The sequence below is a fragment of the Sphingopyxis sp. LC363 genome (assembly GCF_000756385.1).
Classification (GTDB): domain Bacteria; phylum Pseudomonadota; class Alphaproteobacteria; order Sphingomonadales; family Sphingomonadaceae; genus Sphingopyxis.
In genome coordinates, this window is the sequence record NZ_JNFC01000030.1 from 20,966 (window position 1) to 45,006 (window position 24,041).

Sequence of the window (24,041 nt, forward strand, 5' to 3'; positions counted from 1 at the left end):
CCTTATGACGCGCGAACATCCGTCCACCAACGAACCCAGCTTTCCGCCGCGCAAAGTGCGAGGATGCGCTGCGCCTTTTCGAAGCCCGCCACCGTCGGCTGCGAGGCTCCTTCCAAGGTCCTGAGGTCGAGCAGACCGGCCCGCGCCAGCAGGCCAGTGCGCAGCAGGTCGCCGGCATGTTCCGCGTTCGCCTGGAATATGCGCTGCATGAAGCCGCCCGGCCCGCCCTTGGACGTGCGGCGCAATAATTGCACAGGGACGATGGATTTGAATGCCGCCCGAGCGACGGCGCGATCCCTGCCGCCCTCGATCCACTGCCATGTCGGGATTGACAGGCATGTTTCGACGATTGGTTGCGACAGGAGCGGCGCGACATGCTGCGGATGGGAGCGGCGGGGATACAGCTCGATGCTGCGATGCGCGCGCGCCAGCAGCCTGACATGCGCCGCCTTGCCGGGCGGCGTGCCTTCGGGCGCTTCCATCCATGGATGGGGCGGCCTCGGCACATCCAGCTCGGCGATCGCGGCGGAAGAAAGCCCGGAAGTGTCGCGATGAAGTTTTACGGGCCGGCTGCAGTCACGATAGCGATCCCAGGCGTGCCGCAAGATGGTCGCACCGCTGGCTCCCGTCAGATCGCTCAAATCGCGCAGGGTGTCGAAAAGCCCGTGACGCGGTCCCTGCGCCATGAAACGATCGACGAACGGCGAGGCGCTGCGGATCGCACAGAAGATATTGTCCCCGCCATTGCCCGAGAAGAAGGCATCGATTTGATGCTCGCGGCGGAGCTCTTCATGAGCCGACGCGATTGCCTGCATGTAGAATGGCGCGTGCGGCCAAGGGTGGTGCGGCGCCACGGCGCGATCAATCTCAACCTTGCCGAGGTCATAGTGGGCTTCAAGCAAGGGAACGCCAATCGCCTTGGCGAGAATGGAAGCATAGCGGCGCTCATCGCCAATCGCATCGTCTTCGATCATCGTCAGGCAATGAAGCGCGGCGGCGCGGCGAGATGCGGCGCCGGCGACAATCGAGGAATCGAGGCCGCCAGATACGCCGGTCAATATGGAATCAAAGCAGGACGCCCAGCTTTCGATACAGTCGAGCGCCACGGCGCGAAGCTTACGGGCGGCCACCTCGAACCGCTTGTGGGGGACCTGCGTCCAATCCCACGGTGACCACCAGCTTTCCAGACGACGCGATCCCGAAGTAATGATCAGACATTCCCCTGGAAGCAGTACCTGGACACCTTCGAGGCAGGTTTCTCGGCTAGGCGCGCCTCCATTAGCCAGAAACCGCGCAACTGCCGGATAATCGACGCCGCCACGTCTGCCGAGATCGGCAGCGTCGCTCGACGCTGTGACGCCCGCCCCATCGGCGCGGTAATAGACGGGCAACAACCCGGACGGGTCGCGAAATATCGCGAGACCTCCACCGGGCCGCGCCAAGATGGACACATAGCCGCCCCAATAGTCGGACACGAGCGACCGGCCGCTAGACGCCGCCATTCTGGTTACCGCCGTTTCATGCAGATCCAACACGCGGCGGCTCATTTCGCCTCGCTCGAACAGGTGGCCGATCAGATATCCATGCCCACCCAGGGCAAGCGGCTGTCGATCGCACCAGAGCCGAGCGCCTGGAAGCGATAAGGCGGGTGGGTCCGCTTCGCCATTGTCACGATCAGCCTGTCCCGACGCCTCGGAAATCTCGATGCGAAAGTACCCCGGCATCAGGCGACCAATATCGGTGTGTAGGGGGTCACCACATCGAGCGGATCGGTCAATACCGCCGAGCCCAGCTGCACCCAGCAATGCGCGGCGAATGGCAAAGTTACGCCGATCACCAGCCGGGCCTCGCACCCCTTTCCGGCCAGCACACGGCGCATTGCAACGCCGCGGCTGAGGCATTCATCCATGCCGGAAAAATAGTGACGCGCTCGCTTAAACGCCGCGGCTACCTGGCGTGCATCCGACCGTTGAACGTGCGGAGCTACTGGCACGCCGTGCAAAAGATTAGGCAGAATTTCCATTAGAGCGAGTTTCCGAACATGCCGCTGAGCTAGGGCCAGGACCCATACCGAACGGGCTGTCTCAACCGCCGAAGCCCTTTCGAGATTTGGCTCCTCGAGAACACTGCTGGTCGGAGCGATCCTTTCGGAACTAGATTGATCGACCGGCGGCGCCAGATGGTGCAAGCCGCGTGCGGCAAGCCAATCATTGTCACCCTCCTCTTGCGCTCCGGCGACAATCCGGGAAAAGCGATCAGCCGCACTTTGCTCAAGCATGAAATAGCGATCGCGGGACAAGTCCAGAAAGACGAAGGTGCCGCCGACTCTGCACCAATGCGTGGCAGCTGAAGTGATGACATTCATCATGGAAGCGCGCGACGGAGCGGTGGCGTGCAGTGCGAGGACTGCACGCCACGCGTCAGTCAATCGTCGGCGCTGATGCCGCCGAGGATAAACTTGTCCCCGGGCTGTACGTCCTGCTGGCCCGACGGCAGCGCGCCGAGGGTTTCGTCCTGGGCGGCGCCGAGATCGATGATGTCGTCATGCGTTTTCATGTCACGTTCCTTTTCAAGGTTGCGACCAAGATGAGTCGCAGTTGAAAAGTATGCCTCGCGTCAGAGCGCTACTATTTAATAATCCAATTATTATTCTAGGCGTTGCATCGCGAAAAAGTGACCGAGCAAAGGAAACGCGCGTCTGGAGCACGTACCACCACCTTTAGCAATTGCCTGGACATACGTGGCGGAACCCGGTCACTCGCCCAGTTGACTGTACGGGCGCGCGCCTATTTCCAACAGATCGACCGCAATCAGCAACCAAAACTGCGACCGAAAATGGATCTAATTGGAGTATGCCGTCCAAAGCTGCGCCAGCGGGGTTGCGCGCTGCGATACCGGCGATCGCTAGATCGTCTGATCCTGTCCGGCGGTGCTAGCCTGAACTGATCCAATTTTCTGATGAGAGGCACCAGATTCTTACCCACGGCACGGTACTTGTCGCGACCTTGGAGAGGTTAACTGAGGGAGGATATGAGAGGCAACCTACAGGATTTGAACCGGTGACCTTCGCCATCAGAGAGTCGTCAAGATTGGTCTTGGAAAGGTCCGATCGAAGAGCAGATTTGCGCGTGGCCACGAGGTTTTTTCGCTCCTGAAAACGGTGATTGCTGGGTGATTGCTGGCCAATTTTTGGAGGTCAAAATTCTGTTAAAAGTCATTCTATTTCAATAGCATGATTGACTTGTCACATGAAGTCTGGTATTTCCGTTACCGGCGGATCTAGCCCTTGGATTCGCGCTTCGGGGCCTTGGTTTGCCGCAGCCGGTTCTCGCGCATCGCGAGTTCTTCGTAGCGGCACAGCGGCACCGGGGGCTTCGCGGCGCGGGATGTTTCGCGGCGGGGTTTCTTGCCGGGCATGATGGCGCATCCTAGCGCGCGCACCGCGCATAAACAAATGGGGCGGCCTCGTATCGAGTGCCGCCCCAGTGTTGTGGATCCGTCGGGGAGAGGGAGAGGACGGTTCCGGAGATTGGTGTCAGTCTGTCTTGGCTTGTCTTAGCGCCCCAAATTAACGGGAGGCCATCTGGCTGTCGGTTTCGACTTCGGCGACGCCGGCGATCTTGAGCGCGGCGCGGAACTGCTTGGCGGCGGCGCGTTCGTTACCCGCTTCGCACAGCTTCTTGCCGGTCGAAACGAAGCGCTTGGCGCTCGACTGCTTGGCTCCTTCGACGCCGCTGGCGGCGACATGCGCCTGTTCGGCGAGACCGGCGCAGCGATAATCGCCGCCCGACTGGGCATAAGCGGGGGTCGTCGATGCCATCAGGCCGGTGAAGGCGAGCGCCGAAGCGGCGACGACGGCAAAGGCGGTGGGAAAGCGGCGGAAAGAGGAGAGCTGATAGGACATGGGAGAGGTTCCTTTCGTTTCGTTGTGCAACCTTTATAGGCGCGGTTGCGCACTTAGATAATCCTCTATAATCTGCAAGTGCTTTGAAGCAGGATTTAACAATCCCCCAAGGGGCGCTCGACGGGATCGAAGCCTTCCTGCGTGTCGCGGAAAGGCGCAGCTTTTCCGCTGCGGCCGCCGACCTCGGCGTCTCCCCCTCCGCGATCAGCCAGACAGTCAAGGCGCTCGAAGCGCGCGTCGGCGCGCCCTTGTTCATGCGCACGACGCGCAGCGTCGGGCTGACCCAGGCGGGCGAGATGTTCCTCGAGCGCGCGGCGCCCGCCTATACCGGGCTCGCCGACGCCTATGAAGCGGCGCGCAACCTCGGCAACCGGCCCGCGGGGCGGCTGCGGATCAATCTGATGCGGGGCGCGGTCCAGCCGCTGTTCGAACCGATCATCGCGGGCTTTTGCGAAACCTATCCCGACATCGAGCTCGAAATCTACGCCGACGATGCGCTGGCCGACCTCAGCGCCGGCGGTTTCGACGCCGGGGTGCGGATGGGCGAATCGCTCGACGCCGACGTGATCGCCGTCCGCCTGACCGGACCCTTCCGTTTCGTCGTCGCGGCGGCGCCCGCCTATCTGGCGAAGCACGGCCGCCCCCAAACCCCCGAGGAATTGCGCGACCATCGCTGCGTCCGCTTTCGCCTCGCGACGGGCGCGCTGATGCCGTGGACGTTCGAGAAGGGAAACCGCGAATATGACGTCAGCGTCACCGGACCGGTGATCGTCAACGACTGGATCGCCGCGCTCGTCGCAATCCGCGCCGGGGTCGCGATGGGCATGATGGCCGAACCGATGGCAAAGGCGATGGTCGCGAGCGGCGAGCTCGAACTGGTGCTCACCGACTATGCCTCGGCGACCTCGGGGCTCTTTCTCTACTATCCGGGGCGCAAGCAGGTGATGCCCAAGCTGCGCGCCTTCATCGATTATGTGCGCGAAAATCTGCCCGACGAGATCACCGCCTAGGACCGGCCGACATTCAGCCCCCGGCGGCCTGCAAATGGCGGCCTTCCGCGCTTCCGGTGCTCACGTGCAAAAAGCACGCTGCGCTCCGGGTCACGGAAAACCACCATTTTCGACTCACCGGGAGCTGAATCTCAACCGGTCCTGAAGGCTGTCCCCTCGATAATCGGCCCGGCGCGGAAACAAATCCCTTTGCCGACAGCAGAAAAATTGGGCTGGCGCATTGCCCCAAATCGCGGCAGCAAGTTGTCAACTAAATGAGTTGGGATGAATCATGATCGATCTTGCGGCCATCGACTTTACCGCGCTCCTGCCGTTCATCCTGATCGGTTTCGCGGCGCAGCTCGTCGACGGCGCGCTCGGCATGGCGTTCGGGGTGATCTGTAACACCTTGCTCGTCGCGGTGCTCGGCGTCCCGCCCGCGACCGCGTCGGCACGCATCCATGTCGTCGAGATTTTCACCACCGGCGTGTCGGGGCTGAGCCATGTGTTCCACCGCAACATCGACTGGCCGCTGTTCTTTCGCCTGCTCGTCCCCGGGGTGATCGGCGGGGTGCTCGGCGCCTATGTGCTGTCGTCGCTGCACGCCGAGGTCGTGAAGCCCTTCGTACTCGGCTATCTCGTGCTGATCGGTATCTGGTTGCTGATCCGCGGCGTGCTCTATCCGCCCAAATTTTCGAAGCCCAAGGTCGTCGGCCCGCTCGCGGTGGTCGGCGGCTTTCTCGACGCCGCGGGCGGCGGCGGCTGGGGCCCGGTCGTGACCTCGAACCTGCTCGTCCAGGGCGGCGAACCGCGCAAGGTTGTCGGCACGGTCAACAGCGTCGAATTCTTCCTCGCGGTCGCGGTCTCGCTCGCCTTTATCTGGCATTTGGGCATCGACGATATCCTCGGCCCGACGCTCGGCCTGATCATCGGCGGCGTCGTCGCCGCGCCGATCGGCGCGATGATGGCCAAACGTTTCTCGCCCAAGGTCATGCTGATGCTGGTCGGCACCGTGCTGACCGCGACGAGCGCGTTCGGGCTGTACAAGGCGCTGGTGGGCTAGCAGCCATTAAATCCTCCCTGTGGCGAAGCCATGGGGAGGTGGCAGCGCCCTTCGACTGCCTTGCAGGCGCTCAGGATAAACTGCGGCTTCGGCGCAGCGCTGACGGAGGGGCCATGGCGCGAGGTCGCTGCCCCTCCACCACTCGCTTCGCGAGCGGCCCCCCTTCCCCATCGCTTCGCGACAGGGAGGATCTTGCCATCGTCGTCACCCTGGACTTGATCGCCATTGCCGTCTCCCCTCCCGCTTGCGGGAGGGGATGACTGAAACCCACCCAAAGCCGCCGATCAGTTCGCCGGTCGGGTCTCGTCGATCTTGTCGACCCATTCGGGGAAGAAGCTCGGCTCGCGCGCCGACCAGCCGGGGGCGGTGGCGGCGGCTTCGCTGATCGACTGGAGCAGGATCTTGCGCTTGTCGGGGTGAAGATGCGGCAGCGACGCGGCGGCGCAGAAGGCGCCGGGCAGCCACGGCCGCGCATGCGCGCCGAGCAGGCGTTCGTAGAGGAAGCGGTAGGAAGCGAAGCCCGGCAGGCGGTCCTGCCCGAGGTCGAAGGCCGACACCGCGATCAGCGGCGCCATGAAATGTTCGAGCGCGTCGAGCCCGCTGTCGTCGGGAATATGCGCGCGAATTTCGACGAGCCGGTGATAGACGCGCGCCTGGACGCGGATCGCGGTTTCCTCGACCATGTCGCGCGACCAGCGCGCGATCGCATCGTCGCGTTCGAGCCCGATGTCGAGCGAACGGCGGATGTAACGCTGGGTCGCCGCGGGAAAGCCCGCAAATTCCTTGATCTCGGAAAGGGACAGGTCGCCTGCGGCCGGTCCTGAACGCGTCGCCATGGTCATGCTCCCGCTCGGCGCCCGGGGAGCCATCCCCCCGGAGGCCTGCATCACACAGTCTGCCACCAGATTGGTTAGTGGCAGGTTAACCATAGTGTCGGGACTCGTTCAGCAAATCACGGGGCGTTGCGCGATGCCGCGACGGGGCCTAATCAGCGTGTCTTGAAACCATAAGACACACGCAGGTCCACCATGTCCAACGCACCGCAGCCGGTCATTTCCGCAACCGGCCTTTTCACCCCCGCCGAAGCGATCTCCAACGAAGAACTTGTCGCCAGTTTTAACGCGTATGTTGCGCTGCACAATAGAGAAAATGCAGCGGCGATCGCGGCGGGCGAGGCACCCGAACTGACTGAATCGAGCGTCGAATTCATCGAGAAGGCGAGCGGGATCGGATCGCGTTTCGTCGTCGACAAGGCGGGCATTCTCGATCCGGCGCACATGGCGCCGCGCATCGCCGAACGTGGCAACGACGAGCTGTCGATCCTCGCCGAAATCGGGGTCGCGGCGGCGAAGGATGCGCTGACGCGCGCGGGGCGCGACGCGGGCGACGTCGACGCCGTGCTGTGCGCCGCGTCGAACATGCAGCGCCCCTATCCGGCGATGGCGGTCGAGATTCAGGACGCGCTCGGCATCGACGGCTTCGGTTTCGACATGAATGTCGCCTGTTCGTCGGCGACCTTCGGCATCCAGACCGCCGCCGACTATATCCGCGCGGGCCATGCGAAGAGCGTGCTCGTCGTGAACCCCGAAATCTGTTCGGGGCATCTGAACTGGCGCGACCGCGACAGCCATTTCATCTTCGGCGACGTCGCGACCGTGATTCTGGTCGAGGACAAGGACATCGCGGCGGCGGGGCATTGGGACATTCTCGGCACCAAGCTCAAGACCGTCTTTTCGAACAATATCCGCAACAATTTCGGCTTTTTGAACCGCGGGCACGGCGGGATCGACCAGTCGGGGCCGAAGTCGGACAAGCTTTTCGTCCAGGAAGGCCGCAAGGTGTTCAAGGAAGTCGTGCCGATGGTCGCGAACATGATCGTCGAGCAGATGGAAGTGCTGGGCCTTGAGGGCGCCGACATGCGCCGGCTGTGGCTGCACCAGGCGAACACCAATATGAACCGGCTGATCGCGCAGCGCGTGCTGGGCCATGAGGCGAGCGAGGACGAGAGCCCGACGGTGCTCGACACCTATGGCAACACGTCGAGCGCGGGGTCGATCATCGCCTTTCACCTGAACCATGCGGATATGGTGGCGGGCGATACCGGGCTGATCTGTTCGTTCGGCGCGGGGTATAGCGCGGGGACGGTGTTCGTGCGGAGGACGTGATGCAGTAATCGTCGTCCCCGCGAAGGCGGGGACCGCTAGCAACCTTACGCTACGCCGACAGCGGCCCCCGCCTGCGCGGGGGCGACGTTCATGGCACAAATGTCGTGAACAGGTAGATCGCGAAGAGCATCAGGTGGATCACCCCCTGCAACACGGTCGTCCGGCCGTTCGCCAGCGTCTGCACCGAAACGATCAGCGAGAGGAAGAGCAGCACGGTCGACTTGGCGTCGAGGCCGAGGCCGATCGGCATGTCGGCGACGATCGACAGGATCGCGACCGCCGGAATGGTGAGGCCGATAGTCGCGAGCGCCGAGCCGAGCGCGAGGTTGAGGCTGGTCTGGAGGCGATCGGCCTTCGCCGCGCGCACCGCCGCGAGCCCTTCGGGCGCGAGGATCAGCGCGGCGATCAGCACGCCGAGCACCGCGGGCGGCGCGCCCCAGTCGGCAAGCAGCGCGCCCATCACCGGCGACAGATTCTTCGCGAGCAGCACGACCGCGACGAGGCTGGCGAGGAGCAGCGCGCCCGAAATGGCGGTGCGCTGCATGCTCGGCGGCGGGGCGTGCGCGTCGGGTACGCCGTCACCGTCAGCATCGCCGTCGGGAAGGAAATAATCGCGGTGGCGGACCGTCTGGACGAGCGCGAAGGTCGCGTAGAGGATCAGCGACACCACGGCGACGAAACCGAGCTGGGTTGCCGAATAGAAGGGGCCCGGCACGCTCGAGGTAAAATTGGGCAGCACCAGCGTGACGACCGTCAGCACCGTCAGCGTCGCAAGCGCGGCGCCGATGCCGGTGCGCTGGAAACGCTGTTCGTGATGGCGGATCGCCCCGCTCAAAAGGCAGAGGCCCATCAGGAGGTTGAGGATCACCATGACCGCGGCGAACACCGTGTCGCGCGCGAGCGTCAGCGCCTTTTCGGGTTCGGCCTGCATCAGGGTGAGGATCAGCCCGACCTCGATCACCGTCACCGCGAGCGCGAGGATCAGCGTGCCGAAGGGTTCGCCGACGCGGTGCGCGATCACCTCGGCATGGTGAACCGCCGCGACGACCGCGCCCGCGAGGATGATCGCGACGAGCCAGGCGCCCAGCGGCGTCGCGAGGCTCGCCATCGCGGCGAGGAAGCCGAGGATGGGGAAAATGTCGTTGGTGCGGTCGGCGAGGCGGAGTTTGGCGGTCATCGGGCTTCTATTGCAGCCGCTTTCGCGCCTGAACACCCCGACGGCGCAATTTAATGCGCGCGCACCGGCAGCCCCGCGGCGGCGAGCCGCGCGTGCGCTTCGGCGATCGTCGCCTCGCCGAAGTGGAAGATGCTGGCGGCGAGCACCGCGCTGGCGCCGCCCTCGATCACGCCGGCGGCGAGATGGTCGAGGTTGCCGACGCCGCCCGATGCGATCACGGGTACGCTGACCGCGTCGGCGATCGCGCGGGTGAGCGCGAGGTCGTAGCCGTCCTTGGTGCCGTCGCGGTCCATGCTGGTCACGAGCAGCTCTCCCGCGCCGAGGGTGGCGAGGCGGACGGCGTGTTCGAGCGCGTCGATGCCGGTCGGCTTGCGGCCGCCGTGGGTGAAGATTTCCCAGCGACCATCCGCAACGCGCCGCGCGTCGATGCTGCCGACCGCGCACTGGCTGCCGAAGCGATCGGCGATGTCGGCGACGAGTTCGGGGCGCGCGACCGCGGCGCTGTTCACCGCGACCTTGTCGGCGCCGGCGAGAAGCAGCGCGCGCGCGTCGTCGGCGCTGCGCACCCCGCCGCCGACGGTGAGCGGCATGAAACAGACCTCGGCGGTGCGGGCGACCATGTCGAGCAGAGTGCCGCGCCCCTGATGGCTCGCCGAAATGTCGAGGAAGCACAGCTCGTCGGCGCCCGCGGCGTCATAGGCGCGTGCCGCCTCGACCGGATCGCCCGCATCGCGCAGGTCGACGAAGTTGACCCCCTTGACGACGCGGCCGTCGGCGACGTCGAGGCAGGGGATGACGCGGACGCGGACGGTCACGCCGCCCCCGCCGCGATCGCCTCGGCGAGGTCGAGGCGGCCGTCGTAGAGCGCGCGGCCGGTGATGACGCCCTCGATCCCCTCGGCGACATGGCGGCGGAGCGCGTGGATGTCGCCGATGCCGGCGACGCCGCCGCTGGCGATCACCGGGATGCTCACCGATTTGGCGAGCGCGACGGTCGCCTCGACATTGCAGCCCTTGAGGAGCCCGTCGCGGCCGACGTCGGTGAAGAGCAAGGCCGCGACGCCTGCATCCTCGAAGCGGCGGGCGAGATCCTCGACGCGGACGTCGGAGACGTCGGCCCAGCCCTCGGTCGCGACCATGCCGTCGCGGGCGTCGACGCCGACGACGATGCGGCCCGGCAGGTCGCGCGCGGCGGACTTCACGAACTCCGGGTCCTTGAGCGCCGCGGTGCCGATGATCACGCGATCGACGCCGAGCGCGAGCCAGCGGTCGACGCCGGCACGATCGCGGATGCCGCCGCCGACCTGCACCTTGCCCGGAAAGGCGGCAATGATGCTCTCGACCGCTGCGCCGTTGACGCTTGTCCCCGCAAAGGCGCCGTCGAGATCGACGACGTGGAGGTGCGACGCGCCCGCATCGGCGAAGAGGCGCGCCTGCGCCGCGGGATCGTCGCCATAGACGGTCGCGCGCGACATATCGCCCTCGGCGAGCCGCACCACCTGCCCGCCCTTGAGGTCGATCGCGGGGAAAATGGTCAGGCCAGAATCTACGGGCGCCATGCCAGGAATCTCTCTAGTGTCGCGAGGCCATAGGCCTGGCTTTTTTCGGGGTGGAACTGGACGCCGACGATATTGTCCTTCGCCACGGCGGCGGTGAAGGTCGCGCCGTGGCTGCTCGTCGCGGCGACATGCGCGGCATCGGCGAAATGATAGCCGTGGAGATAATAGGCCTCGCCCGCCGCGATCACCGGATGCGCGAAACTCGGCACGACGTCGTTCCAACCCATGTGCGGGATGCGGAGGCCGGGCGCGGGGTCGAGGGCGCGCACGGTGCCGCCGATCCAGCCGAGCCCCTTGTGCGTCCCATGCTCCTCGCCCGCGTCGGCGAGCAATTGCATGCCGACGCAGATGCCGAGGAAAGGCGCGCCCTCGCCGCGCACGCGTCGCTCCATCGCCGCGATCAACCCGTCGATCGCCGAAAGCCCGTTCATGCACGCGGCGAAGGCGCCGACGCCGGGCAGCACGATGCGGTCGGCCCTGGCTACGACATCGGGATCGGCGGTGACCGCGACATTGTCGGCGCCCGCCGCGACGAGCGCATTGTGCACCGAGCGAAGATTGCCCGCGCCATAGTCGATCAGGGCAACAACGCTCATGGATGGCCCCTAGAGAACGCCCTTGGTCGAGGGAATCGCGTCGCCCTTGCGCGGGTCGATTTCGACCGCCTGGCGCAGCGCGCGCGCGAGCGCCTTGTACATGCTTTCGGCGATGTGATGGTTATTCTCGCCGTAGAGCGTCTCGATGTGCAGCGTGATCCCCGCGGTCTGCGCGAAACTGTGAAACCAGTGCGGGAACATCTCGGTGTCCATCTCGCCGAGCCGCGGCTGCGAGAAGCTGGATTTATAGACGCAGTGCGGGCGTCCCGAAATGTCGAGCACGCAGCGCGTCAGCGTCTCGTCCATCGGCGCGTGCGCCTCGCCGTAACGCGCGATGCCGCGCTTGTCGCCGAGCGCCTTGGCTACCGCTTCGCCGAGCGCCAATGCGCTGTCCTCGACCGTGTGGTGCTGGTCGATGTGGAGGTCGCCCTTCACGGCCATCGAGATGTCGATCAGCGAGTGGCGCGACAATTGTTCGACCATATGGTCGAGGAAACCGATGCCGGTGGACACCGAATATTCGCCCGTCCCGTCGAGATTGACGGTGATCGCGATATCCGTTTCCTTGGTCGTGCGCTGGACGGTGGCGGTTCGCATGGGCGACCCCTTAGAGCGTCTGTTTCGCGTTGCAAGGCGATTCTCCCCCCTTGACCCCCCTTGACCCGCACGCGGCGCGCGTTCATCCCCCTTCGCCATGAGTGATGACGTTCGCGACAGCCTGATTCCCTATGACGAAATCGTGCAGGACGCGCTGCGCGCCGTGGTCGGCCGCGTGCTGAGCCAGATCGAAGGTTACGACAGCCTGCCCGGCGAACATCATTTCTATATCACCTTCAAGACGCAGGCCCCCGGGGTCGACATCCCCGCGCATCTGATCGCCAAATTCCCCGACGAAATGACGATCGTGCTGCAGAACCGTTTCTGGGACCTGAGCGTCGAGGAGGATCATTTCCGCGTCGGCCTGTCGTTCAACCAGACGCCGTCGATGCTGACGATCCCCTATGCCGCGATCACCGCCTTCGTCGATCCGTCGGTCGATTTCGGGCTGCAATTCCAGGTCAGCGACGACGAGGCCGCGCAGCCCGAGCCGCACGACGAAGCCGACAACGACCGTCCCGACGTCACGAGCGAGGACGGGTCGAACGTCGTGACGGTGGATTTCGGCAAGAAGAGATAGCGTCGTGGGCCCACTCTGGCCCCCGAGCCGCTTCTGGCAATATTGGGCGCTTGCGGGAATGCTCGTGCTGACCGGCGCCTTCTGGTGGGGCGTCGAGGGCTATGCGCTGTTCGAGGGCAACCATGCGCGCGGCCAGATTGCCGACGGGCTGCTGCGCTTCAGCCTGCTGGTGCTGACACCGGCGCTGGTCATCGTCTGGCTTGCCGCCGCATGGCTGCGCCGCCGCGTCGGCGAGGGCGGCTATTGGCAGTTGCTCGGCCTCGTCGCGATGATCTGGGCGGGCGCGGTGCTGGTGACGAGGATGCTGGTGGCATGAGCACACGAACCGAAAGCGATTCGATCGGCGAGATCGAGGTTTCGGCCGAGGCCTATTGGGGCGCGCAGACCGAACGCAGCCGCCATAATTTCGCTTTTCCCGCGCATGAGCGCATGCCGTTGCCGATCGTCCATGCGCTCGCGCGGATCAAGGGCGCCGCGGCGCGGGTCAACCGCAACCACGGGCTCGACGCGGGGATTGCCGATGCGATCGCCGCAGCGGCCGACGCGGTCGTGGCAGGCGATTACGACGACCAGTTCCCGCTCGCGATCTGGCAGACGGGCAGCGGCACCCAGTCGAACATGAACGCAAACGAGGTGATCGCCGGGATCGCGAACGAAAAGCTCGCGGGCACGCGCGGCGGCAAGACGCCCGTCCATCCCAACGACCATGTCAACATGGGCCAGTCGTCGAACGACAGTTTCCCGACCGCTCTGCACGTCGCGGTCGCGGTCGAGACGACGGCGCGGCTGTTGCCGTCGCTGATCGCGCTGACCGACGCGCTCGCCGCGAAGGCCGAAGCGTGGCGCGATATCGTCAAGATCGGACGCACCCACTTGCAGGATGCGACCCCGCTGACGCTGGGGCAGGAGTTTTCGGGCTATGCCCAGCAGCTCGCCGCCTGCCGCGCGCGCATCGAGGGCGCGCTGGCGCATGATATCTGCAAGCTCGCGCAAGGCGGCACCGCCGTCGGCACCGGGCTCAACGCCCCCGCGGGCTTCGACGTCGCCATCGCGGCCGAGCTGTCGAAAAACACCGGCATCGCGTTCGAGACCGCGGCGAACAAGTTCGAGGCGCTGGCATCGAACGACGCGCTCGTCTTCTTCTCGGGCGCGTTGAACACGCTTGGCGTCGCGCTCACGAAGATCGCGAACGACATTCGCCTTCTGGGCTCGGGCCCGCGCGCGGGGCTCGGCGAACTCGACCTGCCCGCGAACGAGCCCGGCAGCTCGATCATGCCGGGCAAGGTCAACCCGACCCAGTGCGAGATGCTGACGATGGTCGCGGCGCAGGTCATCGGCAACCATCAGGCGGTGACCGTCGGCGGCTTGCAGGGGCATCTCGAGCTCAATGTGTTCAAGCCGCTGATCGGAGCGAATGTGCTGCGTTCGATCGAGCTGCTGAGCGTCGGCATGGCGGGCTTTACCGAACATTGCGTCGTCGGCATCGAACCCAATCGCGCGCGCATCGACGAGTTGATGAACCGCTCGCTGATGCTCGTCACTGCGCTGGCGCCCGAAATCGGTTACGACAAGGCGGCGAAAATCGCGAAACATGCGCATGAGACGGGCAGCACGCTCAAGGAAGTGGCGCTCGGCCTCGGCTATGTCGATGCCGCGACCTTCGACCGGGTGGTCGATCCGCGCACGATGCTGGGCCCCGACGGCTGACGGAACCCGCGGCGCCTTCCGGGGATTGATGAGGGGAAGGAGAGATGAGCATGATCGGTCGGATCGTAGGCGGCGTTCTGGGCAGCGCCATCGGACGCCGCAAGGGCAATCATCCCGTCGCGGGCGCGGTGATCGGCGCGGGCACATTGTTCGCGGCGCGGCGCCTGTTCCCGCAGCGTTACGCGGTGCTCGCGGCGACGGTCGCGGGGGCCTATCTCACCAAGAAATGGGCCGAACGCGCCGAGGCGCGCAAGGCGGCGGCGGAAGCGCATGCGGTCGATCCCGAACTGGCGCGCGCAGGCGTCGTCGACACCTATGCGGGCACCGCGAAGGCGCCGACCGATGGCGAGACGATGGGCGACGCGTTGCCGCCGGCGATTCCGGTGGATGCAAACGGGAAACGGCCGGCGATTCATTGAACGTCCTACATTCGTCGCCCCTGCGAAGGGCGACGGAATAGGACGCCGATCGTGCATTGAATGACGGACATTCCCTCCGTCATTCCGGCGAAGGGTGTTCAGAGGCACGTGACTCTGAAACACGATCTCGCCGTTTCGGTCTGACGCACCGGGTGAGATCCCGGCCTTCGCCGGGATGACGATTCAAGAATACTCGCACTTCAGCCATCCGCCTGCCACTCCTTCACCGCCTCGACCGGCGAGACCAGCATCAGCACATTGAGCGTCAGATTGTCGCGAATCGTCCACAGCGTGAACAGTTCGAACATGATCGCGATCGCCACCGTCACCCACCACCGCATCCGGCTCGCCGCGAGGAAGCCGAGGATCATGAAGAGCGCGTCGCTGACCGAATTGAGGATCGAATCGCCCGAATAGCCATAGGCCATCGTGACTTCGCGATAGCGGTCGATGATGACGGGCGAATTTTCGAGGATTTCCCACGCCGCCTCGATCCCGATCGCGAGCGCGAGCGCTACCCACAAGGGCTGGCGCGGGATCAGCCAGCGCGACAGGCCGAAGAAGAGGAAGCCGTGGATGACATGGCTGAAGCTGTACCAGTCCGAAATCTGTTGGCTGTTCTGGTTCGACTGGACGGTGCCATGCCACAGGCTGATGGTCCCGCACGGGCAGATCGGCGGGCGTCCCATCGCGAACAGGATCGCGGCGAAAAGGACCATCAGCGCCGCGGCGACCAGCCAGCCCCGTCGTGAAACCCCCAATATCATCGCCGCCCTTCCCGCTTGACCGCGCCCGTCTCTCGCGCAATTAGCGCCCATGGCTGAAAGCGTCCACCTGAACCGCCGCGGCGTGTTGTTCGTCCTCTCCTCGCCCTCGGGCGCGGGCAAGACCACCATCTCGCGCATGATGCTCGAGGCCGACAAGGATATCGCGCTGTCGATCTCGGCGACGACGCGCCCGCCGCGCCCCGGCGAGATCGACGGGGTCCATTATCATTTCGTCGATGTCGAAAGCTTCAAGAAGATGGCCGCCGACGGCGAATTCCTCGAATGGGCGCATGTCTTCGGCCATCGTTACGGGACCCCGCGCGCACCCGTTGACGCGATGCTCGAGGCGGGCAAGGATGTGCTGTTCGACATCGACTGGCAGGGTGCGCAGCAGCTGTATCAGGAGGCGGGCCCCGATGTGGTGCGCGTGTTCGTGCTGCCGCCGACGATGGAGGAGCTCGAACGGCGGCTGCGCGCACGCAACACCGACAGCGACGAGGTGATCGCGGCGCGGATGGAGCGCGCGGCGAACGAGATCAGCCACTGGGACGGTTATGACTATGTGCTGATCAACGACAATGTCGAAGGCTGTTTCGACGAGGTTCGCGCGATCCTGCGCGCCGAGCGGTTGAAGCGGCGGCGGCAGATCGGGCTGATCGGCTTTGCGCGCGATTTGATCCGGTCGGTGCCCGATGCGGACAAGAAGCTTTAATCATTATCCCCCCTTGATGGGGGAGGCAGCGAGACTTGCGAACTTGTTCGCCAGTCGCAGCGGTGGGGGTGAGCTCTCGGCCTGAAACGGCGGCGCAAGGACGCACGATCACCCTCATCCAACTGGGCCTAATCGCTTCGCGATAAGGCTTCGTATCCTTTCTCCCATCGAGGGAGAAGGAGATCAGACCGCCCGCGCCAGCTTCTCTTCGAGCTCCGCCACCGTCTCCGCGCGCAGCGGTTTGGCCTGCCCGTCGGTGCGGCATACCACCACCGTGTCGCACGTCGCGATGCAGCGGCCGTTCTGGAACATCGCCTGGACGATCGTCCAGCTCGAGGTGCCGAGCCGGCCGATGCCGGTCGCGATCTGCACCGGATCGGGGAAATTGCCCTCGGCCAGATAGTTGATCTCGACCGCGGCGACCATCGTGCGCTCGTTCGCGGGGCGCTCGTCCAGCGGACGCACGTCGCGGTTGAGGAGGACGCGGCCGCTTTCGAACAAGGCGGCGAAAGCCACATTGTTGAGGTGGCCGTTGATGTCCATGTCCTGAAAGCGCGTCTGCAGTTCGATTGCGACGGGGTAGCTGGCGGGGTTCAGCCGCCAGCTTTCCGGTTTGGGCATATCAGCGCGGGCCCATGCGGATGCCGCCGTCGAGGCGCACGTCCTCGCCGTTGAAATAGCCGTTCTCGATCATGCAGAGCGCGAGATTGGCATATTCGTCGGGGTTGCCGAGCCGCTTCGGGTTGAGCACCGAGGCGCCCAATGCGTCGCGGACATTCTGCGGCGCGCCCGCGAGCAGCGGGGTGTCGAAGATGCCGGGCAGGATCGTGTTGACGCGGATATTCTCGTTACCCAAGTCGCGCGCGATCGGGAGGGTCATGCCGACGACGCCGCCCTTCGATGCCGAGTAAGCGGCCTGGCCGATCTGGCCGTCCTCGGCCGCTACGCTCGCGGTGTTGACGATCGCGCCGCGTTCGCCGTCTTCCATCGGGTCGAGCGTCAGCATGCCCGCCGCCGACTTGGCGATGCAGCGGAAGGTGCCGACGAGGTTGATCTGGATGATCCAGTTGAACGCATCGAGCGGGAAATGCTTGATGCTGCCGTCTTCCTTCGAGCGGCTCGCGGTCTTGATCGCGTTGCCGGTGCCCGCGCAGTTGACGAGGATGCGTTCCTGGCCGTGCGCGGCGCGTGCCTTTTCAAAAGCCGCGTCGACCGAAGCGTCGTCGGTGACGTTGCATTCGCAGAAGACGCCGCCGAGTTCGGCGGCGATGGCCTTGCCCTTTTCTTCCTGCAAGTCGAAGATCGCGACCTTGACGCCCTTTGCGGCAAGCGCGCGCGCGGTCGCCGCGCCGAGGCCCGAAGCGCCGCCGGTGACGACGGCGGATATGGTGGAATCGAGTTTCATTATATTCTCCCTTGAAACGTCGCCCCCGCGCAGGCGGGGGCCGTTGGCAGCCTTGCGCTACCCCGATAGCGGCCCCCGCCTTCGCGGGGGCGACGCCAGATTTCTTACAGCCGCTCGACGATGGTGACGTTGGCCTGACCGCCGCCTTCGCACATGGTCTGGAGGCCGTATTTGCCGCCGGTCGCGTCGAGCACGCCGAGCAGCGTCGCCATCAGCTTGGCGCCGCTGGCGCCGAGCGGGTGGCCGAGCGCGATCGCGCCGCCGTGCTGGTTGATCCGCGCCGGATCGGCGCCGAGATATTTGAGCCAGGCGAGCGGCACGGGCGCGAAGGCTTCGTTGACCTCATAAGCGTCGATGTCGCCGATCTTCATGCCCGCCTTTTTGAGCGCGCGTTCGGTCGCGAACAGCGGCTCTTCGAGCATGATCACCGGGTCGCCCGCGGTCACCGAGATGTGGTGGATGCGCGCGCGGGGGGTGAGATTGTGATCCTTCAGCGCCTGTTCGGACACGACGAGCGCGGCGCTCGCGCCGTCGCAGATCTGGCTCGCCGAGGCCGCGGTGATCGCGCCGCCTTCCTGAAGCAGCTTGACGCCCGCAATGCCTTCGAGCGTCGCGTCGAAACGGATGCCTTCGTCGATGAGGTGCATTTCGCGGCCTTCGGGGGTGTCGATCTCGACCCCGACGATCTCGCGCTTGAAATGGCCCGCCTCGGTCGCGGCCTTGCCGCGGCGATGGCTTTCGAGCGCATAGGCGTCGAGGTCCGCCTTGGTGAGGCCGTGCTTTTTGACGATCATCTCGGCGCCCATGAACTGGCTGAACATGATGCCGGGATATTTTTCCTCGAGCCGCTCGGACTTATAATGGCCGAGGCCTTCCTTCATGAACAGGGTCGCGACGCTGCCCATGGGCACGCGCGTCATGCTTTCGATGCCGCTCGCGAGGACGATGTCCTGCGTTCCCGACATCACCGCCTGCGCGGCGAACTGGATCGCCTGCTGCGACGAGCCGCACTGGCGGTCGATCGTCACCGCGGGGATCGAGTCGGGGAGCTTCGAGGCGAGCACCGCGTTGCGGCCGACGTCCATCGTCTGCTGGCCGCCTTGGCTGACGCAGCCGGTGATGACGTCGTCGATCGCCTTGGTGTCGAAATCGTTGCGGTCGGCGATCGCGTCGAACACCGCGGCGCCGAGGTCGACGGGGTGGACGCCGGCGAGCTTGCCGCCGCGCTTGCCGCCCGCGGTGCGGACGGCGTCGACGATATAGGCTGTGGCCATGGGAGAATTCCTTTCTTCCTAAAGCCCCTCCCCTTCAGGGGAGGGGTTGGGGTGGGGTTTCGCGGCGTCGAGCAAGGCCGATGGACCCCACCCCGCTGCGACTAGCCAGCAAGCTGGCAAGTCTCACTGCCCCTCCCCTGAAGAGGAGGGGTTTGGAAATTACAGTTTCCGCCCAATCAGTTCCTTCATGATTTCGTTCGTGCCGCCGAAGATGCGCGTCACGCGCGCGGCGCGCCAGGCGCGGGCGATCGGATATTCGTTCATATAGCCCGACCCGCCGAACAGCTGGAGGCATTTGTCCATCACCTCCCACTGCAGGTCGGTGTGCCAGAGCTTCGCCGCGGCGCCCTCTTCGGGGGTCAGTTCCTTCTTCATGTGACGCGCGAGCGCCCAGTCGAGATGCGCCCAGCCGACCTGCAGCTTGGCCTTCAGATCGGCGAGCACGAAGCGGCTGTTCTGGAAATCGAGGATCGGCTTGCCGAACGCCTTGCGCTCGCGCGTATATTCGACCGTGTCGTCGAAGGCGCGCTGCGCCGAGGCTTGCGCGCTCACCGCGATCGACAGCCGTTCCTGCGGCAGCTCGCTCATCAGATAGATGAAGCCCTGCCCTTCCTCGCCGAGGCAGTTGGTGATCGGCACGCGGACGTCGTTGAAGAAGAGCTCCGACGTGTCGGCTTCGTCCTGCCCGATCTTGTCGAGGTTGCGCCCGCGCTGGAAACCCTCGCGGTCGGCCTCGACGAGGACGATCGACACGCCCTTCCACGCCGGCTCGACCTCGGTATCGGTCTTGACGCAGACGAGGATCAGGTCGGCGTTCTGGCCGTTGGTGATGAAGGTTTTCGACCCGTTGATGACATAATGATTGCCATCCTTCTTCGCGGTCGTGCGCATCCCCTGAAGGTCCGAGCCGGTGCCCGGTTCGGTCATCGCGATCGCGGTGATCGTCTCGCCCGATACCATCCTGGGCAGCCAGTGCTTCTTCTGCTCCTCGCTGCCATATTTGACGATGTAGCTGGTGACGATGTCCGACTGGAGCGAGAAGCCGGTGGTGGCGCGGCCGTAATAGGCGCTTTCCTCGTCGACGATTGCATTATAGCCGAAGTCGAGGCCGAGCCCGCCATATTCCTCGGGAACCGTCGGGCACAGCATGCCGAGCTCGCCCGCTTTCGGCCAGATCGACTTGGGGACGATCTTGTCCTCGGCCCATTGCGCCGCGTTCGGGGCGACTTCCTTTTCGAGGAACTGGCGCACCGTCGCGCGGAACGCCTCATGATCCTCGGTATAGGCGGAGCGCGAGAGACTATCGAGCGACATTGGTTTTCCTTTCCCTGAGGACGGCCGAACGCGAGCGGGGAGTCGGCCGCATCTTCCCGGCCAAGAGACCTTACGTTTACGTCCACGTCAAGTGGAAAGACGCTACGGCATGAAGTTCTCCGTCGCTCCCGCGAAGGCGGGGGCCGCTGGCGGCTAGAGTGCGATCTGATTGCAGGGAACACACCCCTCCTGTTTCGTCATCCCGGCGAAGGCCGGGATCTCATCGCCCCGACCTGACGCACCGGCGAGATCCCGGCCTTCGCCGGGATGACGTTTCTATCAAAATATCAAGCTTCAGGCGGATAACGGCCCCCGCCTTCGCGGGGGCGACGAATAGCTTTTCAGGCGGCCGAACCGCTGGGCAGCTTTGGCCCGCCGCGCTAAGACGCAGCGCATGGTAGAATTACTCCTCGACGCCGGCGCTTTGCTCGGCGAATCACCCGTCTGGCACGCTGCCGAGGCTCGCCTCTATTGGGTCGATATCGACGGCCGCAAAATCCATCGCACCGATCCCGCGAGCGGCGCCGACGAGGTCATGGAACTGGCCGAGCAGGTCGGGTGCATCGCGCCGCGCGCCGGGGGCGGGCTGGTCGCGGCGCTCGAAAACGGCTGCGCGCTGATCGACGGCTGGGGCGCGACGCCACGCGCTTTCGGCGCGGCAGTGCTCGCGGACAAGCCCGAGCAGCGTTTCAACGACGGGCGCGTCGATGCGCTCGGCCGCCTGTGGGTCGGCAGCCTGACGAGCGACAAGGCGAACCCCGCCGCGACGCTCTATCGGCTCGACCCCGACGGGTCGCTGACCGAAATCCTGCATGGGCTGACGACGAGCAACGGCGCGGCGTTCAGCCCCGACGGACAGATATTCTATCACGCCGACACGCCGACGCACGCGATCCGCGCCTATGACGTCGATGCGGCGGCGGGCACGCTGTCGGGCGGCCGCGTCTTTCATCAATTCGAGTTCGGCAACGGCCGCCCCGACGGCGCCGCGGTCGATGCCGAGGGCTGTTACTGGTCGGCGCTGTGGGACGGCTGGCGCGTCGTGCGCTTCTCGCCCGCGGGCGAGCTGATCCGGACGGTCGAGCTGCCGGTGCAGCGCCCGACGATGATCGCATTCGGCGGGCCCGATTTGAAGACCGCCTTCGTCACCAGCGCGGGCAAGAATCTGACCGACGCGGAGCGCAAGGCGCAGCCGCATGCGGGCGGGGTGTTTGCTTTCCGCGTGGATGTGCCGGGGCTGGCGCAGAAGATGTTTGGGGGTTGAATATCCTCCCTGTGGCCGCAGGCCAAGGGGAGGGGGACCGCCGCGAAGCGGTGGTGGAGGGACGACGACGTCGCGTCATGGCCCCTCTGTCAGCGGCTCCGCCGCTGCCACCTCCCCACGGCCTGCGGCCACAGGGAGGATCGATCAAGCCTCCCACCCTTGCACCCCCCTGTCATATCCGGTTAAGACGGCCCCAGACATGGTTTCGTCCGAAACCTTATCCTCCGGGGAGATTTATCGATGTCGCGCCCAGCGCAGCCTTTTGCCCGCCGTTTGTCGATCCTGCTTGCATCCACCGCGATGATGACGGGTTATAGCCAGATGAGCACCGCAACCGCCGCCGAACCCACCGCCGCCGCGCAGCCGGCTGCCGCCCCCGCGGGCGCGAACCCGCTGCTTGCACCCTGGACCGGCCCCTTCGAGGGGGTGCCGCCGTGGGACAAGCTCGATCCCGAGCTGTTCCCCGACGCCTTCGCCAAGGGCATGGCCGAAACCAAGGCCGAGGTGCAGGCGGTGATCGACAATCCCGAAGCGCCGACCTTCGAGAACACGCATGTTCCGATGATGCTCGCGGGCGACACGATGGAGCGCCTTTTTGCGCTATGGGGCGTCCAGACGTCGAACAAGTCGAGCGACCGCGTCGAGGATATCGACGCCGAATGGAGCCCCAAGCTCACCAAATTCTACACCGAGCTGTTCCTCGCTCCGAAGCTCTTCGCGCGCTACAAGGCGGTGTATGAGAAGCGCAATTCGAGCGGGCTTAACGCGCAGCAGATCCGCATCGTCGAGCGCAGCTATGACGAGATGGTCCGCGACGGCGCGAACCTGTCGCCCGCCGACAAGGTGAAGCTGGTCGAGATGAACTCGAAGCTCGAGGGGCTGTTCTCGGCCTTCTCGTCGAAGCTGCTCGGCGACGAGAAGCTCTATACCTTCGTCACCGACAAGGCCGAACTCGCCGGGCTCGAACCCGGCTTCGTCGCCTCGCTGGCGGCCGCCGCCGAAGCCAATGGCAAGCCCGGCCAGTGGGCGATCAAGAACACGCGATCGTCGGCGCAGCCGGTGCTGCAGAATGCGACCAACCGCGCGCTTCGCGAAAAGGTCTACAAGGCGTTCGTGAACCGCGGCGACAATGGCGACGCGAACGACACCAATGCGACGATTGCCGAGATATTGAAGCTGCGCCAGCAGCGCGCCGAACTGCTCGGTTTCCCGACCCACGCGCATTACCGCATGGCCGACACGATGGCGAAGACCCCCGAGGCCGCGATGGGGCTGATGATGAAGGTCTGGCCCGCCGCGGTCGCGCGGGTCAAGGAAGAGGTCGCCGACATGCAGGCGATCGCCGATGCCGAGGCGAAGGCGAACAAGACGCCGAAGATCACCATCGAGCCGTGGGATTACCGCTTTTACGCCGAGAAGGTCCGCAAGGCGAAATACGACCTCGATGAAAGCGAGGTGAAGCCCTATCTCCAGCTCGACAAGCTGACCCAGGGCATGTTCTGGGCGGCGGGGCAGCTTTACGATCTCGGCTTCAAGGAAAATACCGGCACGATCCCGGTGTTCGATCCGAAGGTGCGGACGTTCGAAGTCTATAACCTCAAGACGAACGAGAATGTCGGGGTCTTCTACCTCGACAATTTCGCGCGCGACGGCAAACGCTCGGGCGCGTGGATGACGACCTATCGCAGCCAGCAGACGCTGGGCGGCGAGCGCAATGTCCTTGCCTCGAACAACAATAATTTCACCGAAGCCGCGAAGGGCGAGCCGACGCTGATCAGCCTCGACGATGCGCAGACCTTGTTCCACGAATTCGGCCACGGCATCCATTATCTGCTGCAGCAGGTCACCTATCCGGCGCTCGCCGGCGTGCCGCGCGACTTCGTCGAATATCCGAGCCAGGTGAACGAGAATTGGCTGATGACCCCCGAGGTGCTGTCGAAATATGCGACGCACTACAAGACGGGCGAGCCGATGCCGCAGGCGCTGGTCGACAAAATCCTCGCCTCCGACAAGTTCAACCAGGGGTTCACCACGGTCGAATATCTGGCGAGCGCGATCGTCGACATGAAGCTGCACGACCGTGGGGACCCGCCGACCGATGTCGACAAATTCGAGCGCGAGACACTCGCCGAGATCGGCATGCCCAAGGAAATCGTGATGCGGCACCGCCTGCCGCAGTTCGGCCATCTGTTCAGCAGCGATGCCTATTCGGCGGGATATTATAGCTATCTGTGGTCGGAGACGATGGACGCCGACACCTGGGCCGCGTTCACCGAAGCCGGCGGACCGTGGGACCGCACGGTAGCCGACAAGTTCCGCACCATCCTGCTGATGACGGGCAACGAAACCGACCGCGCCGAAGCCTATCGCGCCTTCCGCGGCCGCGATCCCGATGTGAAGGCGCTGCTCGCGAAGCGCGGTTTTCCGACCGAGTGAGGCGAACGACACTGATGCGGCAAAGGGGGCGATTTCGCCCCCTTTGTTTTTGGCGGTTGCCGAGCGGGAGTTGCCGGTCCTCCCCGGCACGGGGAGGGGGACCACCGAAGGTGG

Annotated in this window: 26 protein-coding genes; 10 read left to right on the plus strand and 16 right to left on the minus strand. The window is 65.1% G+C overall.

Going from position 1 to position 24,041, the window contains the following annotated elements:
- Nucleotides 1–2: 2 nt before the first annotated feature.
- The 5 genes from FG95_RS20250 to FG95_RS12225 form a co-directional block, all read right to left on the minus strand.
- A complete protein-coding gene (locus tag FG95_RS20250; protein WP_081933130.1) occupies nucleotides 3–1,724 on the minus strand; it encodes an asparagine synthase-related protein in 1,722 nt (573 codons plus the stop codon).
- Nucleotides 1,724–2,368 (minus strand): lasso peptide biosynthesis B2 protein, encoded by a 645-nt coding sequence (locus tag FG95_RS19915; protein WP_082656048.1) that lies wholly within the window; start codon nucleotides 2,366–2,368, stop codon nucleotides 1,724–1,726. The genes FG95_RS20250 and FG95_RS19915 overlap by 1 nt, the downstream gene beginning before the upstream one ends.
- A gap of 56 nt (nucleotides 2,369–2,424) precedes the next feature.
- Nucleotides 2,425–2,556 carry a hypothetical protein gene (locus tag FG95_RS21250; RefSeq protein ID WP_257545256.1) on the minus strand — a complete coding sequence of 44 codons (132 nt, stop codon included), beginning with the start codon at nucleotides 2,554–2,556 and terminating at the stop codon, nucleotides 2,425–2,427.
- A 723-nt stretch (nucleotides 2,557–3,279) separates the two neighbouring features.
- Complete coding sequence (locus tag FG95_RS20775; RefSeq protein WP_161786551.1) at nucleotides 3,280–3,417, minus strand: hypothetical protein; 138 nt, start codon at nucleotides 3,415–3,417, stop codon at nucleotides 3,280–3,282.
- Nucleotides 3,418–3,568: 151 nt separating this feature from the next.
- On the minus strand, nucleotides 3,569–3,904 hold the full coding sequence (locus FG95_RS12225) for a hypothetical protein (protein WP_037556229.1): 336 nt from the start codon (nucleotides 3,902–3,904) through the stop codon (nucleotides 3,569–3,571).
- A gap of 83 nt (nucleotides 3,905–3,987) precedes the next feature.
- On the opposite strand from FG95_RS12225, the gene FG95_RS12230 reads away from it, so the two are divergent.
- Both FG95_RS12230 and FG95_RS12235 read left to right on the plus strand, forming a co-directional pair.
- Nucleotides 3,988–4,914 carry a LysR family transcriptional regulator gene (locus tag FG95_RS12230; protein ID WP_037556231.1) on the plus strand — a complete coding sequence of 309 codons (927 nt, stop codon included), beginning with the start codon at nucleotides 3,988–3,990 and terminating at the stop codon, nucleotides 4,912–4,914.
- Between the two features lie 271 nt (nucleotides 4,915–5,185).
- Nucleotides 5,186–5,956, plus strand: coding sequence for a sulfite exporter TauE/SafE family protein (locus tag FG95_RS12235; RefSeq protein ID WP_037556233.1), 771 nt, complete (start codon nucleotides 5,186–5,188; stop codon nucleotides 5,954–5,956).
- Nucleotides 5,957–6,240: 284 nt separating this feature from the next.
- Here FG95_RS12235 and FG95_RS12240 read toward each other — a convergent pair whose 3' ends face one another.
- On the minus strand, nucleotides 6,241–6,792 hold the full coding sequence (locus FG95_RS12240) for a hypothetical protein (RefSeq protein ID WP_037556235.1): 552 nt from the start codon (nucleotides 6,790–6,792) through the stop codon (nucleotides 6,241–6,243).
- Nucleotides 6,793–6,984: 192 nt separating this feature from the next.
- On the opposite strand from FG95_RS12240, the gene FG95_RS12245 reads away from it, so the two are divergent.
- Nucleotides 6,985–8,121 carry a beta-ketoacyl-ACP synthase III gene (locus FG95_RS12245; RefSeq protein ID WP_037556237.1) on the plus strand — a complete coding sequence of 379 codons (1,137 nt, stop codon included), beginning with the start codon at nucleotides 6,985–6,987 and terminating at the stop codon, nucleotides 8,119–8,121.
- An 88-nt stretch (nucleotides 8,122–8,209) separates the two neighbouring features.
- Here the strand turns inward: FG95_RS12245 and FG95_RS12250 are convergent, their stop codons facing one another.
- Genes FG95_RS12250 through hisB form a run of 5 tightly spaced genes read right to left on the minus strand, consistent with a single transcriptional unit; the run spans nucleotide 8,210 to nucleotide 12,049 of the window.
- Complete coding sequence (locus tag FG95_RS12250; protein ID WP_037556239.1) at nucleotides 8,210–9,298, minus strand: calcium:proton antiporter; 1,089 nt, start codon at nucleotides 9,296–9,298, stop codon at nucleotides 8,210–8,212.
- A gap of 50 nt (nucleotides 9,299–9,348) precedes the next feature.
- Nucleotides 9,349–10,113: an imidazole glycerol phosphate synthase subunit HisF gene (gene hisF / locus FG95_RS12255; RefSeq protein WP_037556241.1), complete on the minus strand. Its 765-nt coding sequence runs from the start codon at nucleotides 10,111–10,113 to the stop codon at nucleotides 9,349–9,351.
- Entirely contained in the window at nucleotides 10,110–10,856 is a 747-nt protein-coding gene (gene hisA, locus FG95_RS12260) for a 1-(5-phosphoribosyl)-5-[(5-phosphoribosylamino)methylideneamino]imidazole-4-carboxamide isomerase (RefSeq protein ID WP_037556243.1), read from the minus strand. The genes hisF and hisA overlap by 4 nt, the downstream gene beginning before the upstream one ends.
- The gene (gene hisH / locus FG95_RS12265; RefSeq protein WP_037556245.1) at nucleotides 10,844–11,452 is read right to left on the minus strand and encodes an imidazole glycerol phosphate synthase subunit HisH; all 609 of its coding nucleotides are present in this window, start codon (nucleotides 11,450–11,452) and stop codon (nucleotides 10,844–10,846) included. Before hisH ends, hisA begins: the two co-directional genes overlap by 13 nt.
- A 9-nt stretch (nucleotides 11,453–11,461) precedes the next feature.
- Nucleotides 11,462–12,049, minus strand: coding sequence for an imidazoleglycerol-phosphate dehydratase HisB (hisB, locus tag FG95_RS12270; RefSeq protein WP_037556247.1), 588 nt, complete (start codon nucleotides 12,047–12,049; stop codon nucleotides 11,462–11,464).
- A gap of 97 nt (nucleotides 12,050–12,146) precedes the next feature.
- Here hisB and FG95_RS12275 point away from each other — a divergent pair, with 97 nt between their 5' ends.
- From FG95_RS12275 to FG95_RS12290, 4 genes are read left to right on the plus strand one after another with little or no spacing between them, the layout of a single operon-like run.
- On the plus strand, nucleotides 12,147–12,629 hold the full coding sequence (locus tag FG95_RS12275) for an SspB family protein (protein WP_037556249.1): 483 nt from the start codon (nucleotides 12,147–12,149) through the stop codon (nucleotides 12,627–12,629).
- Between the two features lie 4 nt (nucleotides 12,630–12,633).
- Nucleotides 12,634–12,945 carry a hypothetical protein gene (locus FG95_RS12280; RefSeq protein ID WP_037556251.1) on the plus strand — a complete coding sequence of 104 codons (312 nt, stop codon included), beginning with the start codon at nucleotides 12,634–12,636 and terminating at the stop codon, nucleotides 12,943–12,945.
- The gene (gene fumC, locus FG95_RS12285) at nucleotides 12,942–14,336 is read left to right on the plus strand and encodes a class II fumarate hydratase (protein ID WP_037556253.1); all 1,395 of its coding nucleotides are present in this window, start codon (nucleotides 12,942–12,944) and stop codon (nucleotides 14,334–14,336) included. Before FG95_RS12280 ends, fumC begins: the two co-directional genes overlap by 4 nt.
- A gap of 50 nt (nucleotides 14,337–14,386) precedes the next feature.
- Nucleotides 14,387–14,755 (plus strand): hypothetical protein, encoded by a 369-nt coding sequence (locus FG95_RS12290; RefSeq protein WP_081933132.1) that lies wholly within the window; start codon nucleotides 14,387–14,389, stop codon nucleotides 14,753–14,755.
- Between the two features lie 200 nt (nucleotides 14,756–14,955).
- Here FG95_RS12290 and FG95_RS12295 read toward each other — a convergent pair whose 3' ends face one another.
- Complete coding sequence (locus FG95_RS12295) at nucleotides 14,956–15,522, minus strand: DUF2585 domain-containing protein (RefSeq protein ID WP_037556256.1); 567 nt, start codon at nucleotides 15,520–15,522, stop codon at nucleotides 14,956–14,958.
- 49 nt (nucleotides 15,523–15,571) lie between these two features.
- Here FG95_RS12295 and gmk point away from each other — a divergent pair, with 49 nt between their 5' ends.
- A complete protein-coding gene (gmk, locus tag FG95_RS12300; protein WP_037556258.1) occupies nucleotides 15,572–16,234 on the plus strand; it encodes a guanylate kinase in 663 nt (220 codons plus the stop codon).
- 183 nt (nucleotides 16,235–16,417) lie between these two features.
- On the opposite strand, the gene FG95_RS12305 is transcribed toward gmk, so the two are convergent.
- From FG95_RS12305 to FG95_RS12320, 4 genes are all read right to left on the minus strand, one after another.
- Nucleotides 16,418–16,855, minus strand: a complete 438-nt coding sequence (locus FG95_RS12305; RefSeq protein WP_037556260.1) for an acyl-CoA thioesterase — start codon at nucleotides 16,853–16,855, stop codon at nucleotides 16,418–16,420.
- Between the two features lies 1 nt (nucleotide 16,856).
- Complete coding sequence (locus FG95_RS12310) at nucleotides 16,857–17,639, minus strand: SDR family NAD(P)-dependent oxidoreductase (RefSeq protein WP_037556262.1); 783 nt, start codon at nucleotides 17,637–17,639, stop codon at nucleotides 16,857–16,859.
- 104 nt (nucleotides 17,640–17,743) lie between these two features.
- Nucleotides 17,744–18,913: an acetyl-CoA C-acetyltransferase gene (locus FG95_RS12315; protein ID WP_037556263.1), complete on the minus strand. Its 1,170-nt coding sequence runs from the start codon at nucleotides 18,911–18,913 to the stop codon at nucleotides 17,744–17,746.
- A 159-nt stretch (nucleotides 18,914–19,072) separates the two neighbouring features.
- Entirely contained in the window at nucleotides 19,073–20,227 is a 1,155-nt protein-coding gene (locus FG95_RS12320) for an acyl-CoA dehydrogenase family protein (RefSeq protein ID WP_037556264.1), read from the minus strand.
- Between the two features lie 394 nt (nucleotides 20,228–20,621).
- Here FG95_RS12320 and FG95_RS12325 point away from each other — a divergent pair, with 394 nt between their 5' ends.
- A complete protein-coding gene (locus tag FG95_RS12325; protein WP_037556265.1) occupies nucleotides 20,622–21,491 on the plus strand; it encodes an SMP-30/gluconolactonase/LRE family protein in 870 nt (289 codons plus the stop codon).
- 240 nt (nucleotides 21,492–21,731) lie between these two features.
- Nucleotides 21,732–23,927: a M3 family metallopeptidase gene (locus tag FG95_RS12330; protein ID WP_037556266.1), complete on the plus strand. Its 2,196-nt coding sequence runs from the start codon at nucleotides 21,732–21,734 to the stop codon at nucleotides 23,925–23,927.
- Nucleotides 23,928–24,041: the final 114 nt, after the last annotated feature.

Bases quoted from the DNA above. Each gene is read 5' to 3' on its own strand.
- FG95_RS20250 (WP_081933130.1), bottom strand. From the start codon at position 1,724: ATGCCGGGGTACTTTCGCATCGAGATTTCCGAGGCGTCGGGACAGGCT.
- FG95_RS19915 (WP_082656048.1), bottom strand. From the start codon at position 2,368: ATGATGAATGTCATCACTTCAGCTGCCACGCATTGGTGCAGAGTCGGC.
- FG95_RS21250 (WP_257545256.1), bottom strand. From the start codon at position 2,556: ATGAAAACGCATGACGACATCATCGATCTCGGCGCCGCCCAGGACGAA.
- FG95_RS20775 (WP_161786551.1), bottom strand. From the start codon at position 3,417: ATGCCCGGCAAGAAACCCCGCCGCGAAACATCCCGCGCCGCGAAGCCC.
- FG95_RS12225 (WP_037556229.1), bottom strand. From the start codon at position 3,904: ATGTCCTATCAGCTCTCCTCTTTCCGCCGCTTTCCCACCGCCTTTGCC.
- FG95_RS12235 (WP_037556233.1), top strand. From the start codon at position 5,186: ATGATCGATCTTGCGGCCATCGACTTTACCGCGCTCCTGCCGTTCATC.
- FG95_RS12240 (WP_037556235.1), bottom strand. From the start codon at position 6,792: ATGGCGACGCGTTCAGGACCGGCCGCAGGCGACCTGTCCCTTTCCGAG.
- FG95_RS12245 (WP_037556237.1), top strand. From the start codon at position 6,985: ATGTCCAACGCACCGCAGCCGGTCATTTCCGCAACCGGCCTTTTCACC.
- FG95_RS12250 (WP_037556239.1), bottom strand. From the start codon at position 9,298: ATGACCGCCAAACTCCGCCTCGCCGACCGCACCAACGACATTTTCCCC.
- hisA (WP_037556243.1), bottom strand. From the start codon at position 10,856: ATGGCGCCCGTAGATTCTGGCCTGACCATTTTCCCCGCGATCGACCTC.
- hisH (WP_037556245.1), bottom strand. From the start codon at position 11,452: ATGAGCGTTGTTGCCCTGATCGACTATGGCGCGGGCAATCTTCGCTCG.
- hisB (WP_037556247.1), bottom strand. From the start codon at position 12,049: ATGCGAACCGCCACCGTCCAGCGCACGACCAAGGAAACGGATATCGCG.
- FG95_RS12275 (WP_037556249.1), top strand. From the start codon at position 12,147: ATGAGTGATGACGTTCGCGACAGCCTGATTCCCTATGACGAAATCGTG.
- fumC (WP_037556253.1), top strand. From the start codon at position 12,942: ATGAGCACACGAACCGAAAGCGATTCGATCGGCGAGATCGAGGTTTCG.
- FG95_RS12290 (WP_081933132.1), top strand. From the start codon at position 14,387: ATGATCGGTCGGATCGTAGGCGGCGTTCTGGGCAGCGCCATCGGACGC.
- FG95_RS12295 (WP_037556256.1), bottom strand. From the start codon at position 15,522: ATGATATTGGGGGTTTCACGACGGGGCTGGCTGGTCGCCGCGGCGCTG.
- gmk (WP_037556258.1), top strand. From the start codon at position 15,572: ATGGCTGAAAGCGTCCACCTGAACCGCCGCGGCGTGTTGTTCGTCCTC.
- FG95_RS12305 (WP_037556260.1), bottom strand. From the start codon at position 16,855: ATGCCCAAACCGGAAAGCTGGCGGCTGAACCCCGCCAGCTACCCCGTC.
- FG95_RS12310 (WP_037556262.1), bottom strand. From the start codon at position 17,639: ATGAAACTCGATTCCACCATATCCGCCGTCGTCACCGGCGGCGCTTCG.
- FG95_RS12315 (WP_037556263.1), bottom strand. From the start codon at position 18,913: ATGGCCACAGCCTATATCGTCGACGCCGTCCGCACCGCGGGCGGCAAG.
- FG95_RS12320 (WP_037556264.1), bottom strand. From the start codon at position 20,227: ATGTCGCTCGATAGTCTCTCGCGCTCCGCCTATACCGAGGATCATGAG.
- FG95_RS12325 (WP_037556265.1), top strand. From the start codon at position 20,622: ATGGTAGAATTACTCCTCGACGCCGGCGCTTTGCTCGGCGAATCACCC.
- FG95_RS12330 (WP_037556266.1), top strand. From the start codon at position 21,732: ATGTCGCGCCCAGCGCAGCCTTTTGCCCGCCGTTTGTCGATCCTGCTT.